The following is a 17,211-nucleotide window of genomic DNA, read 5'->3' on the forward strand; positions in this document are numbered from 1 at the left end:
TTCTTGCTATTGCTTGTATCCATTGCCGCACTCGGCGGCTGCAGTTCAGAGCAGGCTGGTTCCCCTAAGCCTTCTTCCTCATCCGCTGCTCCCGGATTCACGGGAACGGTGCCCACAAGCACACCTGAACCTGCCGTTTCTCCGTCTGCGCCTGGAGTTAGCGTAGCCCCTGCTGCGGCGGCTGTGCCGGATCCGGCAGATTCCTTCCGGGGTGTCCGGCTTGTCAGCAAACAGGGAGAGGTTATAAGAGAATGGGCTTCAGCAGCCATTAACTTGTTCCAACCGGTAAGGACCGGCCTGAACGAACAGCAGCAGCTGCTTATCTACCACATCGGCAGTGAGCAGCCTGAGCTTCTGGCGGAGGACGGAAGCATAACATCCTGGCCGGCGCCGCAATGGTCCGGTGAGGAACCTCCCTACGGTAATGACTACGGCAATGATGTGCTCTATGCCGACCGGCTGCTGAATGATGAGATTTTTGCCGTCAAAGGAAACCGCACTTTATACCTGGTGAATATTACAACCGGAGAAGCCAAAAAGCTGTATTCTGCCGAGCGGCCGGTCTATGGCCTCACCGCATCCCCGGATAACAGCCAGGCTGCCCTGCTTGTTGCCTCTGAGCCGTATATAGGTCCTGACGCCGATTTGATTGTTCTGAACCGTAAGGGAGAAGAAGTATTCACCAAACCGAGGGCCAGCGTCCAAAGCCACAGTGACGGATTTCTGTTTATTTATCCGATGGCCTGGAAAGATCCCGGTATCCTCACAGTTCCGGTCAGCGGATATGAGCAATATGGCAACGGTGGCGTGAATCTGGTTCATACGGATACTGGGGTAACCGAGTTCTTGGAGAAGCCTTCCCTTCCCGCTGACCTGCTTCTGCTATTTGAGGAATCCGCAGGAAAGGTGAAATTCCCGGAGGAGCTGCACTTCCTCCCCGAGCCTGGAGACCAGCCTGTGTATTATGCGGTTCAAGGCATGAATTCGGATATCTGGCTGCTTAATCAGAAGACCCGGCAAGCCGTGAAGCTGGAGAGGGGACGTCTGCTGAAATGGACCAGTGACGGCAACCTGCTGATAGGCAAAACCTCAAGGGAACTGCTGGAGGCCTATATAGGAACAGATTCCTTATAACATGCAGTCTCTAGCATAATTTTCGATACCGTATCTACCACACGCAATAAAAGCGGGGATCAGCCTATGCGCCGGTCCCCGCTTCCCTGTATTCACTACAAATTTATATTTTCTCATCCCAAATCTTCCGCTCATTCTCCTTCACCAGCAGCTCAGCCGCCTCGGGGTAGACCGTCCGGAACGGATGATGTTTGGCTTCGATGACCTCCACCATTTTATCAATCATTTCCTGGGGGTCCTGCTGCAATGCAAGCATTGCGGCACCTTTTAGCATATCCGCGCGTTTCGTGAAATTGACTTTCTCGTCATACCATTTCTCTTTCTCTTCAAACATCATATCATTGAAGCCTGTCTTATAGGGTCCCGGATTAATGGTCGCTACCTGGTTGCCGAATTCAGCGCCCGCTGCCGGCACCGGTTATGAAAATCGTTTTTTTGCCAAACATATAATCTCCTCCAGTGTCAGGTATAGTAGTTATATCAGCAGGCATTATCAATTACCGAAGAGCTGCGGATGATTACATGGTGATTTTACCCCTACCCTGGCAAGATAATCATATGCTTCCACTTGTACTTCCCGTATAATGCGTTCGGTTACATTTTCTCATTCATGCAAGCCTTGGGACTCTTTCCATCACTCGTCAGACTATATTTCCTTTCCTCCCCGCAGGTTTACCGCCTTTCAGCATACATAAGAACGCAGAATCCCCTAGCAACTTCCTTGATAACTTTAATGTTAAAGTTAATAATTGGTTCTTTAGATTTATATTACATATTGTGAATCTCTCCGATATCTTATTAGAACAGTATTTACTGTATACCACACTGCCAAAGAGGAGACTTCACATGAACGCTTTAAAGTTATTATCCAGAAAACTAGGTTGTATTCTGCTTGTACTGTTACTGGTGACCATCGGTACAGCCGGCGCCAGCCAAACACAAACGGCTTCAGCGGCAACAGCAGGCAAAGCATATGTGTATTATGTATCCAATGAAGTTCTATACCGTGTAACGACAGACGGAAGCGAAACACAGAAAATCGCCGAGAATTTCGATGGCAACGGATTAATGTCGACAGGTAAATATCTCTATTTTTACTATGAGAGCATCATGGGTATACAGCGCCTGTCACTAACTGATCCCGATGCCTTAATCACCAATTTTAGCGGAGATCGCAATATTGTCTATTTCCTGATCGATGGTGACTTCCTGTACTTCATGGATGACACGGGCAGCATCTACCGGACTTCAGCCAATGCTGAAGATGATACCCAGCTTACGCGGGTCGCAGACAATGCAGATGCGAACTTCCAGTGCTTTGACGTCCTGAATGGACGAATCTACTATAATGCCTTGAAGGATACAACCACTACCTGGGTAGCTTCTAAGCCTAGTGACGGGAGCGGAACCATTCAATGGATCGCCAGCGGAGCTATTCAGGATGCCAGTTTCATCCACCCGTATGGTGCCAGCTTAAACCTGATGATTGACACTATTCCTGGTGAAACAGAATATTCCCTTAATTCTAAGGTGCTCTACACGCTTCCCTTAAGCGGAGGGGCTCCCAAAGCAGCCAATGCCAAAAGTCCGCTGGATTCAAATGAAGTGTACGCTGGCACCTGGTCCAATAATTACTTCCTGTTTAACAAAGGGATTAAACTTGATGCAAAAGGAGAGAACAATTTCAGCACTGGCAAAGGCTTCCTGATCGACAAAAACGGAAAGATCCTTCAACTTAGCCAGAATAGTGTCCTAAGCATCAGCGAGTTAAGCAATACCAAACTGGCATATGTGGATTCCAAGGGCAAAGCATATATCAGCACTCTTGCAAATGGCAAAATAGCCTCATCCAAGGCACTTGCACTGACTAATGTTATCAATGTCCAAACCGTAAAGAATGGAACCACGCTTACTACCATTTTTTATACCAAAACCGATGCTTATGTACTGAATGCCGATTCAACACTGACCAAGATGGCGGGTGTAGAATCTGACTACTCCGTAATTACAAACGATATCCAGGGTATATATTATATTAACGCTGGAGACAACGATTGTTTGTACCGGTTCAGCAATGACGGTAAAACCAAAACCAAGCTTTCGGCTGGCCCGGTAACTTTTATCGGCTTGCTCTCCACACATTAAATACCAGACTATGAAGGAGCTTCTATTTGAAGCCCTGGTTCAGAAGAAAAGACCATGCACTGATATAACAGCTGCATGGCCTTTTTTTTCATTTAAATATCAATTCACACAAATAACCGTATCCCGTCTGAAAAGTTCCGGAGCAAGCCGCAGACTTCTTCCGGCTCCCCCATTCATAATTTCAATCAGCAATTCAGCGGCAAGCGTTCCAATTTCTTCGTACCGGTGACGTATGGTGATAAGCGGCGCATTCGTATTTTCGGTAAAAAAGCATTATCATAGCCGATCATCGAGAGATCGTCAGGCAACTTTATCCCCTTACGGCCCAATTCATAATTGCCCTCATAGCACGAGGTCATTGGCACAGCATACCGCATAATATCAAGTTTGCTGTCCAGAGAAGGCATTCTGAATTAGCCCGGTTTAGGAGCGTTTCCCGTAGGCCTTGCCCTCTTTTACCGTCTGTACATGATACATATTTACTGTAGTGCTAATGATATAAGCAGGCTTCTCCTGCCCTCTGCTGTTCTTGTGGCCCTGAAGATGGGCATCACTCTTCTCCCAGTTCTTCCAGGCTTCCTCCGATTCCCAGCGGATCAGCAGGAGAACCTCTTCATGCTCCTTACTCTTCTTATTGACCATCACGCTGACATCGATCAGCCCGTCCATTTCCTCCAGTGCCCCCTGTTTGCTGAAGCGTTCTACTACGGTGCTACTGTTGCCTTTTTCTACAACGATGGATCTGGTTTGCACGTACATATTGATCTATTCCTCCTGAAAAAGCTGCTGCACCGGGCTTAAATATTGATGCAGTCAGCTCAAAATATAATACTCTCATTCTAATTGATAATCGTTATCATTTCCAGCCAAGCTGCAGCACAATAGATAAAGTTTATTTTATAACAGAGATCTCACTAGAAAGAATAGAACTCCCGGTATAAAGTTTTAATAGTTGTTGTTACCCAATACGCATAGAAAGCAGGCAGAATATCAGATGAACATCGAAGTTAAGCTTACCGGGCTTAATGAAGCCTATATTATCAAAAATATGTATCCGCTCTATCTGCATGATTTGTCGGGACATTACGGACTTGTGCAAGGACATACCCCTAACCGGCACGGTATATTTGAGGATGATGACGAATGCCGCACACTGGCAGACCAGTATGAAGTGCAGAATATCTGGTGGGAGAAACCCGGGATTCTCTACGCTTTTCTGATCATGGTGAATTCACTGCCGGCCGGGTTCGCACTGATTGCCACTCCGCCGCACTGCGGGCAGGAGGTTAATTATTTCGTGAATGACTTTTTTCTGCTGCAGCCCTTCAGGGGGAATGGTATTGCGGAGCAAGCGGCTGTGGAGGTATTTGAACGGTTCCGGGGCGAATGGGAGCTGTTCACCAATCCGGCGGCGAGGAATATAACCGGTCAGAAATTCTGGCGGAAGACGGTCTCCCGCTATACGCAGGGTCAATATACAGAGCGCACCGGAGAGACCTTCGACGGAAATATGCTTGTCTTCCGGTTTAATAACCGGATTGAATGAGTGTTAACTTTGACACTTCACAAGTCACACAGCACAAAGGCTGACGCGCTAAAGATACCGGCGGTCAGCCTTTTCTCATCCTATTTTACGGCAGAATGGGCAGGTTAATTTCCTTGGCATTCTTACCTGTGCCCGTCTTCAGAATCAAATTGAGGGACTCGGGTTGATCCAGCAGATTGCTGCCGAAGCTCCGTTCAAAGCCCTCATAAGTTCCGGAACCCAGCGTCATTCCTAGATGGACAGTTCCATATTTTGTAATCGACTGAATTTCATTCCCGTATACAACCTCAAATATATTTTGCCTGTTCTGCCAGGTAATATCTGACTCATTCTTAATTTTAATCATCGTCCGGATCATCAGAGGTGAGATTTCCACCTTCTCCAGTGTCACTTCGATCCCGTCCAGGACGAATTCTTCTTCCGGCTGAACAATAACGGTTTGCTGCTCTTTGAATTTCGGGTCCAGCTTGAAGCTGACCTTGAGTCTGGGGGAATAATGCATGTCGGCTACAATTGTCCCTGTCTTCGGCTGGCCAAGCTTGCCGGTGTCCACAGAGGCGATCTGGAAATCCGCTTCCAGCTGCTCCGGGAACGGCTTGTTCCGGTCCAGATTAATAATTCTTCGGCCGTAATAAATACGGTTATTGAGCAGGCCAGAAGCCGTCGCATTGCCCCCGATTCCGCCACCGTTCTCCAAATATTGTCCTGTCGATATATCCTTCATTCGTGCACTGCTGGTACCATAGACCTCTTGGCCTTCAGCCACTTCTGCTGTGTACAAAAAGATAATGCGGTTCTCATCCGCTGTAACGGCATTCAATGTAATCTTATAATCTCCGCTAGCGGCACTTTGATTAATCATCTGGATATAATCATGCCGTATAGCTGAATCCAGAGTCGCCGCTTCCATATCAAAAGAATAGAGCCGTTTAAACTTTTCCAGCTCTCCCCAATTCACTACTCCAGGAGGTGTGGCAGTATGCGATGCAGAATCGTGGATTACTGGAATGAAAAATAGGATCATTGCGGCAACCGCAGCGGCAGCCAGGCCGATAAAGGAACCTTTGGTGAATCTGCCCTGCCAGCTTCTCCTGCGTCCGCTCTCCATTCCCGCCTGAACTGCCATTCTGACCGCATTGCCTCCGGCGTCCGCTTCAGCTGCCTCGTGTATACGGACTGCATCAGACAACATCGCCTGTTCTTCCCTGCTACTGTTCATTCCATTCACCCCGGTTCTTCATAATCATCCTAAGCTGCTTCAGTCCTTTGTGCTGCCAGGTTTTGACTGTCCCTTCCGGCTTCTTAAGCAGGACGGCGATTTCAGCCAAGGTCATATCATTGTAATATTTGAGCAGCAGCACATGACGGTATTTCAGCTTCACCTGCGAGAGCGCCCACTGCATCTCCATAGTATGAGTGCTGTTATGAATGACCGGCTCCATCATGTTCTCCGCTGCGGTTGGGACCGCCCTCTTCCTTCTCCGCTGTTCGTCAATGCAGACATAGATTAATATCCGTATCAGCCAGGTTTTGAAGGCCTGGGGGGCCTTTAGGGTTCTTCGTTTCATCCAGGCCCGGCAGGTTGTTTCCTGCAGGGCTTCCAGCGCATCGTTGCGGTTGCCCAGATAACTGTATGCAATGTGATACAGCTGATCACTGTGCTCCATAACCGCTTTAACAAAATCCGTCTCTTCATGCGGCACAGCGGCAGTAACCCGCTTCATCTCAGCCCCGGACATCGTCATCTCTCCCTCTCCTCTCCATCACTTTTACATGAATTAGACGGAGAGGTATCACAAACAGTTTTATCCTGCGGCAATTATTATCACAAAAAAAACCGCATTCCCCGCTGACCGGGAAAAAATGCGGCCTTACTTGTGGAACGCAGCTAATTAGCCGCCGCCGGATATCCTCCGGCTACAGCACCCAGTTGCCTTGGCGGAACACCGGCTCAATGGTCCCATCGGCCAGCTCCCCGTCAATATCAAGCTCCGCCGAGCCAATCATGAAATCGACATGCGTAAGGCTGACGTTGGCTCCCCTGGCAATCAGTTCTTCGCTTGTCATGGAAGTCCCGCCTTCAATGTTAACCGGATACGCACTGCCCAGGGCGAAATGACAGGATGCATTCTCATCGATCCCGGTATTATAGAACACTCTGTTCAGCCGGGAGATCGGAGAGTCATGCGGCACCAGTGCCACCTCCCCAAGATAAGAGGCCCCTTCATCCGTGTCCAGCAGCGAGGTCAGATGCTCACGCCCGGATTCGGCATCATAGGCTGTAACCTTGCCGTCCGTAAAGGTAACCGTAATTCCGTCCACCAGCCGTCCGTTCAGATTAAGCGGAAGGGTGCTTTTGACAGTACCATTGACTCCGGTGCGATGCGGCATCGTGTATATCTCTTCCGTAGGCATATTCGCTACAAAATATACACCGCCGGCATTCTCGCCGCCGCCGCCGCGCCACAGATGGCCTTCAGGCAGTTCTACGCGCAGATCCGTGCCCGGTGCACGGTAATGAAGGCTTTTATACCGTTTGGCATTCATCCGCTCCTGGCTCTGCTTCAGGTCACCGATATGACTGCGCCAAGCAGCAACCGGGTCCTCGCTGCCCACACGGTTCATCTGGAATACCGCTTCCCACATTGCCTCAATCCGGCCCTCTTCAGGCAGATCAGCGAATACCTTGTCCGCCCAGGCACGCGTAGGTGCCTTGACCAGCGACCAGCTGATTCGGTTGTTGCGGGTATAGTTCTGATATTTCTTACGGGCTACAGCAGCAGCCTTAACCGCTGTGGAGACTTTGGCGGAATCAATTCCGCGGAACAGCTCAGGGTCCGGTACCTTAATATGTAATATAGCCCCGCCTTCTTCAGCGAACCCCTCCAGCATGTCCGCATGCCACTGCGGATAATATCCGAAGGAATCCTCAGAAGCCTTCTCATAACGGATGCGCGTAACCGCTTCATCATCCCAGTCCACAAGCACATATTTAGCCCCTGCCTCATAAGCTTTGCCTACGATCAGCCGGGTAAGCTCCACGGTCTCAAGCGGTGCATGCACCATCAGCACTTGCCCTGGCTGCACGTTCACGCCAACCTTTACCACAAGCTCTGCATATTTCTCCAGCATCAGATCAAAATCCTTCATGTCTTCTCTTCCTCCGTATCTATTCTGTCTGTGAATGATTCTTGCCTTACTTTGAACAAACCCACTTGTTATTTTAACGCAAAAAAGGGCATGTGGCGATCAGTTAATCCCCCTCAGCCCATTTTCCTGTATAGACGCCGCTCTCATCACTCCGGATCATAAACCGGGCTTCGCTGAACACCGAGTTATGCCGGTAAGCAGACATTGTCAGCTCACTCTCTGTAATTCTCTCCGGTGATTCTCCGGTTAGCGGAGTCCAATAGATCGTCTCACCCGGCGCTATCGTAATCTCCTTACCAGCCTGGTTCACCTTATAGTCTGGCGCATTCCAGCGTATGAAGCTGCCCGTACTTGCACTCAGCCTGATCTCATCCGCATCTTCAGCATTAACAATTAGCGTATAGCCGGGTGCCTTGCTGTCGGTGACACGGTAGCTTCCATAAGAAGCCTCACGATCCGGCTGCGCCAGCTCCGGTGTTCCGTCTGCAGCATGAACCGTTAGACTAAATACCTTCTGCCATGCCTGCAGCTTCTCCAGTCCGGAAGAAATCTCCCTGTAAAAAAAGGAAAGCAATCCTAGAGCGATAATGAGCAGCACTCCCGCAACGAGGCGAAACCGGGCCTTCTTCATTCCGGTCCTTGTCCTGTTCATTTCCATCCCCCTCCAATCATATTAATCTCCCTGCTGCGCCGGAAACGGAAAGTGCATTCCCCCTCCGCCTCCGGTACCGCAGAATCTACTGTTTATCCACCTGAGCAGCGTAATTGTCTTCACATCATACGTATGCGAAATCTTCTCTTCGTCAATCACTTTCAATTTCGTGAGACTCGCTACTTTGGCCGGGTCTGCCTTGGAGAGCAGCCTCCACAGTTCCGGATCTGACAATGTCTGGTAAAGCTTATCATCATCATATTCCTTCCGGTTCTGCGTGACAAGCTTCACTTTGTAGCTGCCGATAACCGACTCCGCCTTGCCTTGTTCAGCAAAATAGGCCAGAATATCCTGCCTCAGCCCGGCCAGCTCCTTTTCCAGCTCCTTCTGCCTGGTCTTCAATTTATAATACTGCTGTACCTTCTTCTCCATCCTGTCTCACGCTCCTCTCCTCATATGTATGCAGGAAAGAACGGATAGAATGATTAATTCCATGGATTAAGCCAGGTTTAATTCTATACTGAAGTCGGTTCAAGCAAGTTATAATAGGGGAAATAGTCTGCAACGTTAAGAACCGGGGTCTCATACATAATGCTTAGCATCCTATCGAGAAATCGTTCAGACAAAAACTAAGACAGCAGGTGAACCATGTTTCAATCCTATCTTTTTCCGATCTCTTATGCATTTATGGCTTTTCCGTTAGCGGCGCTGCTCTTCACTTTGCCGTTCCTGATCGTTCAATACCGCCGGCACGGTTATATCAACAAGATTCGGGCGCTCATCCTCTATTTGCTGCTCCTATACTTGCTGAACGCCTTTTTCCTGGTGCTGCTGCCCATGCCGGACTCACGCCATAACGCTGCGCCTACCGGGCATATGCTCCAGCCTGTGCCGCTGCAGTTCATTCAGGACATCTTGCGCAATACGCATCTCTCGCGTAATGATCCGTCAAGCTATCTTAACGTACTGCGCGAAACGGATTTCCTGCTGGCTGCCTTCAATGTTGTGCTGACCTTACCTTTCGGGCTGTTTCTGGGCTACTATTTCCGGACCCGCTGGGTCGTGTGCATCATGCTTTCTTTCGGGCTATCGCTATTGTTTGAGATAACACAGATTACCGGGATTTACGGTTTCTTCGACCATCCTTACCGGATCTTTGATGTCGATGACCTGATCACCAATACATTCGGCGGAATAGCCGGATTCCGGATTGCCTTATGGATCTCCGGACTGCTGCCGCGGATTGAACAGCTGGACAGCCAGGAGGATTTATCCGCCAAAAAGGTTACCTACACACGCCGAGGCCTCGCTTGCCTGCTGGATGCAGTCCTATGGATGGCAGCGGCACTTCTGCTCAATCTGCTATCTCTGAATATTTCATTCTGGTCAGTCAGTATGGTGTATTTCCTGATCGTTCCTCTCTTAACCGGAGGGCGGACGCTCGGCAAATGGGTGGTGCGTATCCGGCTGGGCAGTGCGGATGGTGGTCCGCTCAAACTCTGGATGGTGTGGATAAGGTATGGACTACTCTATGGATTGCTTGGAGGAATAAACTTCCTGTCCCTTGATTCTGCCTTAATGCTTAATTTCGGCACTGCAGGTTCTACGGTTATACGAATTACAGCCTCGCTTGCCGATCTGATCTTCTTCATTCATCTGCTGATGCGGATGTTTAAGCGTGACCGCCCGCTATTCTACGAAGAGTGGAGCCGGACACACAATGTGATTACCTGGCCGGACCCGCAGCCGGCAGCTGCCGCTGAGACGCTGGCCAACTAAAATACTATGTATAGAGGGAAGAAAACAGCCATGAAAAATAATGATGCAGACCTTAGCAGCAGCCCCCTCAGCAACATTCACTCCCCCGCCCGGGAGTGGCAGGAATGGATAATTGAAGCGGATATAACGGCCATGCAGCAGGAAATGGAGCAGGGGAATTTAACTTCCGAGCGGTTAACAGCGCTGTATTTAGAGCGGATTGACCGGTATGACAGCCTGCTGAACTCTGTACTGGAGATTAATCCGGATGCACTGGAGATTGCCCGGATGCTTGATCAGGAACGCCGGGACAAGGGAGTACGTAGTCCGCTGCACGGGATTCCTGTACTTGTTAAGGATAATATCGCTACTTCGGACAAGCTGCACACCAGTGCGGGAGCGCTGGCATTGGCAGATTACAGGGCTGCTGAAGATGCCGTAGTCATTAATAAGCTGCGGGCTGCAGGTGCAGTGATTCTGGGAAAAGCAAATATGACGGAGTGGGCCAACTTCATGTCGCCCACCATGTGGGCGGGATACAGCTCACGCGGCGGACTGGTACTGAATCCTTACGGGCCCGGTGAGCTGTTCATTGGCGGCTCCAGCTCGGGAAGTGCTGCGGCCGTTGCCGCTAACCTGGCAGCTGCCGCTCTCGGCACGGAAACTTCGGGTTCCATCATTTGTCCGGCTGCCCAGAACTCGCTTGCCGGCATCAAACCTACGTGGGGGCTGGTAAGCAATGCGGGGATTATACCGGGGATCGGCAGTCAGGATACCGCCGGTCCGATGGCCAGAACCGTATCGGATGCTGCACTGCTCCTCAGTGTCATTGCCGGTACCGGAGAGCATCCCCACAGCGCTTCATCCGATGGGACAGCAGGCAGACAGGATTATACTGCCGCTCTGGATATTGAATACGTGAAATCCAAACGGATTGGTATCCCGAGATTCTATTATAAGGATTTGGATGAGGAGGCACTGCTCCTGATGGAATCTGCCATAGCTGTTCTTAAAGAACTTGGAGCTGAAGTCATTGATCCTATTGAGCTTCCTTGCCAGAATGCCGAGTGGAATGCTGTTATACTACAATATGAATTCAAAAAAGGCTTAAACCGTTATTTAAGCGGCCTGCCTGCTTCTATCCCGGTGCATTCCCTGCAGGAGTTAATCGAATTCAACAACCAGCACAGCGCACAGGCGCTGAAATATGGTCAGGGAACGCTTGAATGGCTGGATACTTCCGGAGACGGGATTACGGAGCAGGAATATCTGGAGCAGCTGCAATTCTCCCGGTCCATGGCTGGCAGACAAGGCATCGATTATGCACTGGAGCATTACGGTCTGGATGCCATCATGTTTGCCGGATTTCACGGCACTGACCTGGCAGCCAGAGCCGGCTATCCGCTCATTACAGTACCTGCCGGATATACCACTACCGGGATAACTGCACCGGGAGGCTATATCACCAACGGTCCGCAGGGGGTCACCTTCTCCGCTTCAGCCTTCAGCGAAGCCGTGCTGACCGGCATTGCATACAGCTTCGAACAGGCCACGAAGCACCGGCGTCCGCCGCTTCTTGACACGGCCGGGGAATCCGATTGATATCACAAACAGAGGCGGTACCCCGCAACCCGGGATACCGCCTCTGTTCTTTTATGTTCTTTTGTACAACGAATAAATCTACACTTCCGCCGCATCAGCAAGATGAAGGACTACCGGACAATGATCACTGCCGAGAATATTGCACTCTATCCCTGCATCCAGAAGGCGCGGGGCCAGCCGCGAGGAAGCGAGGAAATAGTCGATCCGCCAGCCTACATTCTTCTCTCTTACCTTCGGCATATAGGACCACCAGCTGTAGGCACCCTCAAGCTCAGGATAGAAATACCGGAAAGTATCAACGAACCCGGCCTCCAGCAGCTCTGTCATCTTTCCGCGTTCTTCATCGGTGAAGCCTGAATTCCCGCGGTTCGATTTGGCATTCTTGAGATCAATATCCTGATGCGCCACATTCAAATCCCCGCAGACTAGAACCGGCTTATGCGCATCGAGCTTCAGCAGATAATTGCGGAACTCATCCTCCCATTCCATCCGGTAATCCAGTCTCGACAGATCCCGTTTGGCATTCGGAGTATATACATTCACCAGATAGAAGTCTGTGAATTCCAGGGTAATAATTCTTCCCTCGTCTTCGGTTTCCTTGTCGAGACCATATCTGACAGACAGCGGTTTAATCCGGGTGAAGACGGCCGTACCTGAATATCCTTTTTTGAGGGCATAATTCCAGTACTGCGAATACTCCTCACCGTGGTCCAGAACAATCTGACCCTCCTGAAGCTTCGTTTCCTGCACACAGAAGATGTCTGCGGCGCTTTCCCGGAAATATTCGTTAAACCCTTTGTTTACACAAGCTCTCAGACCATTTACATTCCAGGACACCAGCTTCATCGTTGTCATTCTCCTTACCATTCACTAGAATTACTTCCAGTGTACCATATTGTCCTCTATTTGAGCGTAGCAGCCATGTCTTTTGCCGGAATGCTCTTCGGGCTTATCCTATACCGATTCTACGGCAGACAGTCCAAAGATAAGGCATATATTAAACCAGCTTCATAGGTCATAGACCTAATCCATAGAGTAATCGAACCGCAAAGAGCCCCCGCCCGCCATGGGTAGAGGCTCTTCTTCTATTTAATTCTAACTCTCATCGCCCTATTAAAATGTGCTAATCTCCCAAGACATACGTTACAGCAATCATAGTTTCGGCGAATATGATATCCTATCAAACGAAAAAGGAGGTCATTACCATGGCAATCTTGTTACCGCAACAATTCTTCAACCTGGCTGCAGGCGTTGGTAAATCTTATTATGAGAATCTGGCTGGAGGCATCAACGCGGCTGTAACTGTAAATAACAACTCCGGTTTCCCTGTGGACCTTGTTCTTTACAGAGTCAATGCTCCAGTCGTCACTTATACTATTCCTGCGCTGAACAGTCTCACAGTTTCTGTAAACCTGCTGCTTGTTGCTGCTCTTCTCAGCACAGCTGCAGGCGCAGTCTTCGGCACCATCGAAGTTGCAACCTCTGATTTCTAAATCTAATGTCAGAGTATCCCCCCTCATACTCTCTCATTAACATTCCCTTGTTCAGCATCTCCGGCTGTTTGACGGCCGGGGATGTTTGTGTGCTGTTATGATACAACCTCTGATTCAGGCATCGGTCCGATATAAGTAGATTGCGGGCGGAAAATCCGGTTATTGGCCGCTTGCTCCAGTATATGGGCCGTCCAGCCGACAATTCTACCAGCCGTAAACGTTGGAGTAAATATCTCCGGTGAGAGCTGCAGCGCCTTCAGAATGGCTGCGGCATAAAACTCGACGTTAGTGAACAGCCGCCGGCCCGGTTTGTATTCCTCCAGCAGTGCAATTGCCGTGGCTTCTACATGCAGGGCAAGGTCAAAGGATGCATCCTTCCCGATCATCTCCAGCGTGGCAATCTGCAGTGCTTCTGCACGGGGGTCCTTGGTCTTATAGATGCGGTGTCCAAAGCCCATCAGCTTCGTCCCGTTATCCAGCGCATTGCGCAGCCAAGGCTCTGCCCGCTCTACCGTTCCGATATCCTCCAGCATTGAGATGACTTCATAAGGTGCACCGCCATGCAGCGGCCCTTTCATCGCTCCGATAGCTCCGCATACCGCTGCGCACATATCGGATTCAGTCGAGAGCACTACCCGCCCGGCAAAAGTCGAAGCATTCATGCCATGCTCCATGCAGAGAATCAGATAAGCGCTGAGCGCCTTGACATGGGCTTCCTCCGGCAGCTTTCCTGTAAGCAAATATAGATAATTCGCAGCATGGCCAAGCTCAGGAAGCGAATCCAGTGGTGCCAGGCCCTGCAGGCTGCGGGCTCTGTACGCGATGATTGCTGGTAGAACAGCCGTCAGACGTACCGCTTGCTTCAGCGTTGGCGGCCAGGTTGTATTCTCTTTATCGCCTAGTGCGGCAACTGCACTCTGCAGCACCAGCATAAGCGGTACCGAAGCCGGGAACAGATCCAGCATCCTGCAAAGATACTCAGGAATGACTCTCTCCTCTGCCATCTGTGCCTTCAGCAGCGCCAGCTCCTCTGCATCCGGCAGATGCCCGTTCCAGAGCAAATAAGCTACTTCCTCGTAACTTTTGCTTACCGCAAGCTCTTTGGCCCAATATCCGCGGTATACCAAATGTCCTTTCTCTCCATCGACCAATCCGATTTCAGTTTCTCCGGCAACTACGCCTTCCAATCCGGTTACTTTAGCCATTGACCTTTGCTCCTTTTACGATCCCGCAGGAATTGATTCATCATATAAGGAGTATAAACGTCAAATTCGATATTGCATATTTATAGTTTTTTATGAATCCATAAAAAATATCTATCAACCCTGCGGTTCAGGCGCCATCAGCTGCTTCAGCTTGGATTCTGTATTGGAATCTCCGGCGGGGGTGTAGATGCTGCAGCGCAGATCCGTGCTGCCCTGCACCTGAAGCGAGGTTAAATGGAACAGCATTTTGCCGGCTTTGGCATGCCGGAACTCCAGTACTACGTCCGGAGCGGAGCTTACCCGGCTCTCCTCCCATAGCTGATTGAACTCCGGATGCTGTTCCTTCATCTCCGCAATGAATTCATCATACCAGCGGTCCTCCAGATATTGTCCGTAATAGGCGCGAAAAATCGACAGGTACCCCCGGACAAACTGCTCCCAGTTCACGGCCAGCCGTCTAAATTCCTTCCGTACAAATAACAGGGAGATCATATTGCGCTGCTCCGGCGGCAGCTTGGCGAAATCAAGAAACACATGTGCGGCCGCCTCATTCCAGCCGACAATGCCGCAGTGCCGGTCCGAGATGATTGTCGGACAGCTCTTCAGCTCCTGCAGGATCTTCTGCAGGGACGGATGAATCACTGAGCTCTCCTCTTGAGGATAAATCATACTTCCCGGCCCGTTATCCAGGGCCAGGGCAAATAAGTAGCTCCGCTCATCCTTGGTCAGCCGCAGTGCTGCGGCAATACAATCCAGAACGGATGGAGATACTTTAATATCACGCCCCTGCTCAAGCCACGTGTACCAGGTATTGCTGACCCCGGCCAGCTGTGCCACCTCTTCGCGTCTTAGCCCCGGCGTCCTTCTGCGCGAGCCTTCCGGCAGTCCTGCCGCTGCCGGAGAGATGGCCGCTCGTCTGGATTTTAGGAAATCGGATAATGCTTGCAGCCTGTTCTGATTGGACATTGTATCTCCCTGCCTTCCGGTTGGTCTGCCTATTAGTGTAGTAGTAATTATACTAGTATAAACTACAACTTGTAATAGGATAAATTAAGTGGAACAATAGGTCTAGAACGCATCCGGTTATACTTACAACACTTAAGTTTATGCTCACATAACTTTTAGGAGGATTATCATATGGAACGCGTAGTGATCACAGGGATGGGAGTAATTTCGCCGCTTGGCAATACCGTAGAACAATTCTGGAGCCGCTTGGCTGCTGGTGAATCGGGAATTTCGCCGATCACTACTTTTGATACAACACATTTCAAGACCAAAATTGCCGGCTCTGTACAAGAGTTCGATCCTGACGCCAGATTCGGCCGCAAGGAAGCGCGGCGCATGGACCGGTTCAGCCAGTTCGCGCTTGCCGCTGCCGAGGAAGCCTGGGCGCATTCGGGCCTGCAACTGGACAAGATTGACCGCGAACGGCTCGGTGTCTATGTAGGCTCCGGAGTAGGCGGCATCCAGACCCTGATGGAGCAGGGTGATCTGCTGCGCTCGCGTGGCCCGGAACGGGTAAGTCCAACCCTGATCCCGATGCTGATCTCCAATATGGCAGCAGCAATGATCAGCATTAAGCTCGGAGCCTTAGGGCCGACCCTCTCGCCGGTCACTGCCTGCTCGATTGGTAATACTGCCATCGGCGAAGCCTTCCGCCTGATCCGTTACGGCGGAGCCGATGTGATCCTCGCCGGGGGTGCCGAAGCGGCGGTGACCGAAATTGCCCTGGCCAGCTTCGGCAATGCAACCGCCCTATCCACCCGCAATGAGGAGCCGCAGAAGGCCAGCCGGCCTTTTGACCAGCACCGGGACGGCTTTGTCATCGGGGAAGGCGGCGCCATTGTCATCCTGGAGTCCCTCTCCCATGCCTTGCAGCGGAATGCTGTCATCTATGGTGAAGTAACCGGCTATGGGGCCAGCTCCGATGCTTATCATATGGTAGCCACTCATCCCGAGGGCATAGGTGCCTATCAGGCGATGAAGCTGGCGCTGAGAGAGGCCGGAATCGCTCCGGCAGAGGTGGATGTAATTAGTGCCCACGCGACCAGTACGATCGTCGGAGACCGTTCGGAGACCATGGCAATCAAGAAGCTGTTCGGTGAGGACGCCTACCGGATTCCGGTCACTGCGAACAAGTCGATGACCGGACATGCTCTTGGTGCAGCCGGCGGCCTGGAAGCTATCGCCCTGCTCAAAAGCATGCAGGAGGGCCTGATTCCGCCGACAATCAATCTGGAGCAGCCTGACGAATTGTGCGACCTGGATTATGTTCCTAACCATGCCCGTCAGGCGGATCTGAAGATCGGGATCTCCAATTCCTTTGGCTTCGGCGGACATAATGCGGTCATTGTGCTGCGCAGGTATGAGGATTAAGTAAGGATGAAGTTGCGGCATTCAATGGCCTGAGAATAGAATGTTACCAATAACAGCGGATCTCCAGGCGGAGACCCGCTGTTTGTCATACAAGTTACCGGTCACACAACGGGACTGGAACACAGGAGACAATTCCTGCCATTGGATTCG

Annotated in this window: 17 protein-coding genes; 7 read left to right on the plus strand and 10 right to left on the minus strand. The window is 50.6% G+C overall.

Features of this window, described 5'->3' with window-relative positions; all coding sequences use genetic code 11:
- Nucleotides 1-3: 3 nt before the first annotated feature.
- On the plus strand, nt 4-1,134 hold the full coding sequence (locus NSU14_RS16120) for a hypothetical protein (RefSeq protein WP_340946195.1): 1,131 nt from the start codon (nt 4-6) through the stop codon (nt 1,132-1,134).
- A gap of 103 nt (nt 1,135-1,237) precedes the next feature.
- Here NSU14_RS16120 and NSU14_RS16125 read toward each other — a convergent pair whose 3' ends face one another.
- Nucleotides 1,238-1,549 (minus strand): hypothetical protein, encoded by a 312-nt coding sequence (locus tag NSU14_RS16125; protein WP_340946197.1) that lies wholly within the window; start codon nt 1,547-1,549, stop codon nt 1,238-1,240.
- Nucleotides 1,550-1,980: 431 nt separating this feature from the next.
- Between NSU14_RS16125 and NSU14_RS16130 the strand changes: the two genes are divergently transcribed.
- The gene (locus tag NSU14_RS16130) at nt 1,981-3,279 is read left to right on the plus strand and encodes a DUF5050 domain-containing protein (protein ID WP_042136803.1); all 1,299 of its coding nucleotides are present in this window, start codon (nt 1,981-1,983) and stop codon (nt 3,277-3,279) included.
- A gap of 423 nt (nt 3,280-3,702) precedes the next feature.
- Here the strand turns inward: NSU14_RS16130 and NSU14_RS16135 are convergent, their stop codons facing one another.
- The gene (locus NSU14_RS16135; protein ID WP_340946199.1) at nt 3,703-4,038 is read right to left on the minus strand and encodes an antibiotic biosynthesis monooxygenase; all 336 of its coding nucleotides are present in this window, start codon (nt 4,036-4,038) and stop codon (nt 3,703-3,705) included.
- A gap of 235 nt (nt 4,039-4,273) precedes the next feature.
- Here NSU14_RS16135 and NSU14_RS16140 point away from each other — a divergent pair, with 235 nt between their 5' ends.
- Nucleotides 4,274-4,825 (plus strand): hypothetical protein, encoded by a 552-nt coding sequence (locus NSU14_RS16140; RefSeq protein WP_336100817.1) that lies wholly within the window; start codon nt 4,274-4,276, stop codon nt 4,823-4,825.
- 85 nt (nt 4,826-4,910) lie between these two features.
- On the opposite strand, the gene NSU14_RS16145 is transcribed toward NSU14_RS16140, so the two are convergent.
- The 5 genes from NSU14_RS16145 to NSU14_RS16165 all read right to left on the minus strand — a co-directional run bounded on the left by NSU14_RS16145 (nt 4,911) and on the right by NSU14_RS16165 (nt 9,059).
- Nucleotides 4,911-6,044: a DUF4179 domain-containing protein gene (locus tag NSU14_RS16145; RefSeq protein ID WP_340946202.1), complete on the minus strand. Its 1,134-nt coding sequence runs from the start codon at nt 6,042-6,044 to the stop codon at nt 4,911-4,913.
- Entirely contained in the window at nt 6,034-6,570 is a 537-nt protein-coding gene (locus NSU14_RS16150) for a sigma-70 family RNA polymerase sigma factor (protein ID WP_340946204.1), read from the minus strand. The genes NSU14_RS16145 and NSU14_RS16150 overlap by 11 nt, the downstream gene beginning before the upstream one ends.
- A 172-nt stretch (nt 6,571-6,742) precedes the next feature.
- The gene (locus tag NSU14_RS16155; RefSeq protein WP_039303534.1) at nt 6,743-7,975 is read right to left on the minus strand and encodes an aminopeptidase; all 1,233 of its coding nucleotides are present in this window, start codon (nt 7,973-7,975) and stop codon (nt 6,743-6,745) included.
- A 103-nt stretch (nt 7,976-8,078) separates the two neighbouring features.
- Nucleotides 8,079-8,627 (minus strand): hypothetical protein, encoded by a 549-nt coding sequence (locus tag NSU14_RS16160; RefSeq protein WP_340946206.1) that lies wholly within the window; start codon nt 8,625-8,627, stop codon nt 8,079-8,081.
- Between the two features lie 21 nt (nt 8,628-8,648).
- A complete protein-coding gene (locus NSU14_RS16165; RefSeq protein ID WP_340946208.1) occupies nt 8,649-9,059 on the minus strand; it encodes a hypothetical protein in 411 nt (136 codons plus the stop codon).
- 216 nt (nt 9,060-9,275) lie between these two features.
- Between NSU14_RS16165 and NSU14_RS16170 the strand changes: the two genes are divergently transcribed.
- Together NSU14_RS16170 and NSU14_RS16175 are read left to right on the plus strand one after the other, a co-directional pair.
- Nucleotides 9,276-10,406, plus strand: a complete 1,131-nt coding sequence (locus NSU14_RS16170) for a VanZ family protein (protein WP_076244780.1) — start codon at nt 9,276-9,278, stop codon at nt 10,404-10,406.
- A gap of 30 nt (nt 10,407-10,436) precedes the next feature.
- The gene (locus tag NSU14_RS16175; RefSeq protein ID WP_340946211.1) at nt 10,437-11,987 is read left to right on the plus strand and encodes an amidase family protein; all 1,551 of its coding nucleotides are present in this window, start codon (nt 10,437-10,439) and stop codon (nt 11,985-11,987) included.
- A 78-nt stretch (nt 11,988-12,065) separates the two neighbouring features.
- Here NSU14_RS16175 and NSU14_RS16180 read toward each other — a convergent pair whose 3' ends face one another.
- Complete coding sequence (locus tag NSU14_RS16180; protein WP_336100829.1) at nt 12,066-12,833, minus strand: exodeoxyribonuclease III; 768 nt, start codon at nt 12,831-12,833, stop codon at nt 12,066-12,068.
- A 359-nt stretch (nt 12,834-13,192) separates the two neighbouring features.
- Between NSU14_RS16180 and NSU14_RS16185 the strand changes: the two genes are divergently transcribed.
- Nucleotides 13,193-13,480: a hypothetical protein gene (locus NSU14_RS16185; RefSeq protein WP_039303550.1), complete on the plus strand. Its 288-nt coding sequence runs from the start codon at nt 13,193-13,195 to the stop codon at nt 13,478-13,480.
- Between the two features lie 95 nt (nt 13,481-13,575).
- Here the strand turns inward: NSU14_RS16185 and NSU14_RS16190 are convergent, their stop codons facing one another.
- The gene (locus tag NSU14_RS16190; RefSeq protein WP_336100830.1) at nt 13,576-14,685 is read right to left on the minus strand and encodes a citrate synthase/methylcitrate synthase; all 1,110 of its coding nucleotides are present in this window, start codon (nt 14,683-14,685) and stop codon (nt 13,576-13,578) included.
- 114 nt (nt 14,686-14,799) lie between these two features.
- Entirely contained in the window at nt 14,800-15,651 is an 852-nt protein-coding gene (locus tag NSU14_RS16195) for a helix-turn-helix transcriptional regulator (protein ID WP_336100831.1), read from the minus strand.
- 171 nt (nt 15,652-15,822) lie between these two features.
- On the opposite strand from NSU14_RS16195, the gene fabF reads away from it, so the two are divergent.
- On the plus strand, nt 15,823-17,061 hold the full coding sequence (gene fabF, locus NSU14_RS16200) for a beta-ketoacyl-ACP synthase II (RefSeq protein ID WP_340946214.1): 1,239 nt from the start codon (nt 15,823-15,825) through the stop codon (nt 17,059-17,061).
- Nucleotides 17,062-17,211 lie beyond the last annotated feature (150 nt).

The sequence above is a fragment of the Paenibacillus sp. FSL R10-2771 genome (assembly GCF_038000205.1).
Taxonomy (GTDB): domain Bacteria; phylum Bacillota; class Bacilli; order Paenibacillales; family Paenibacillaceae; genus Paenibacillus_AQ; species Paenibacillus_AQ phytohabitans.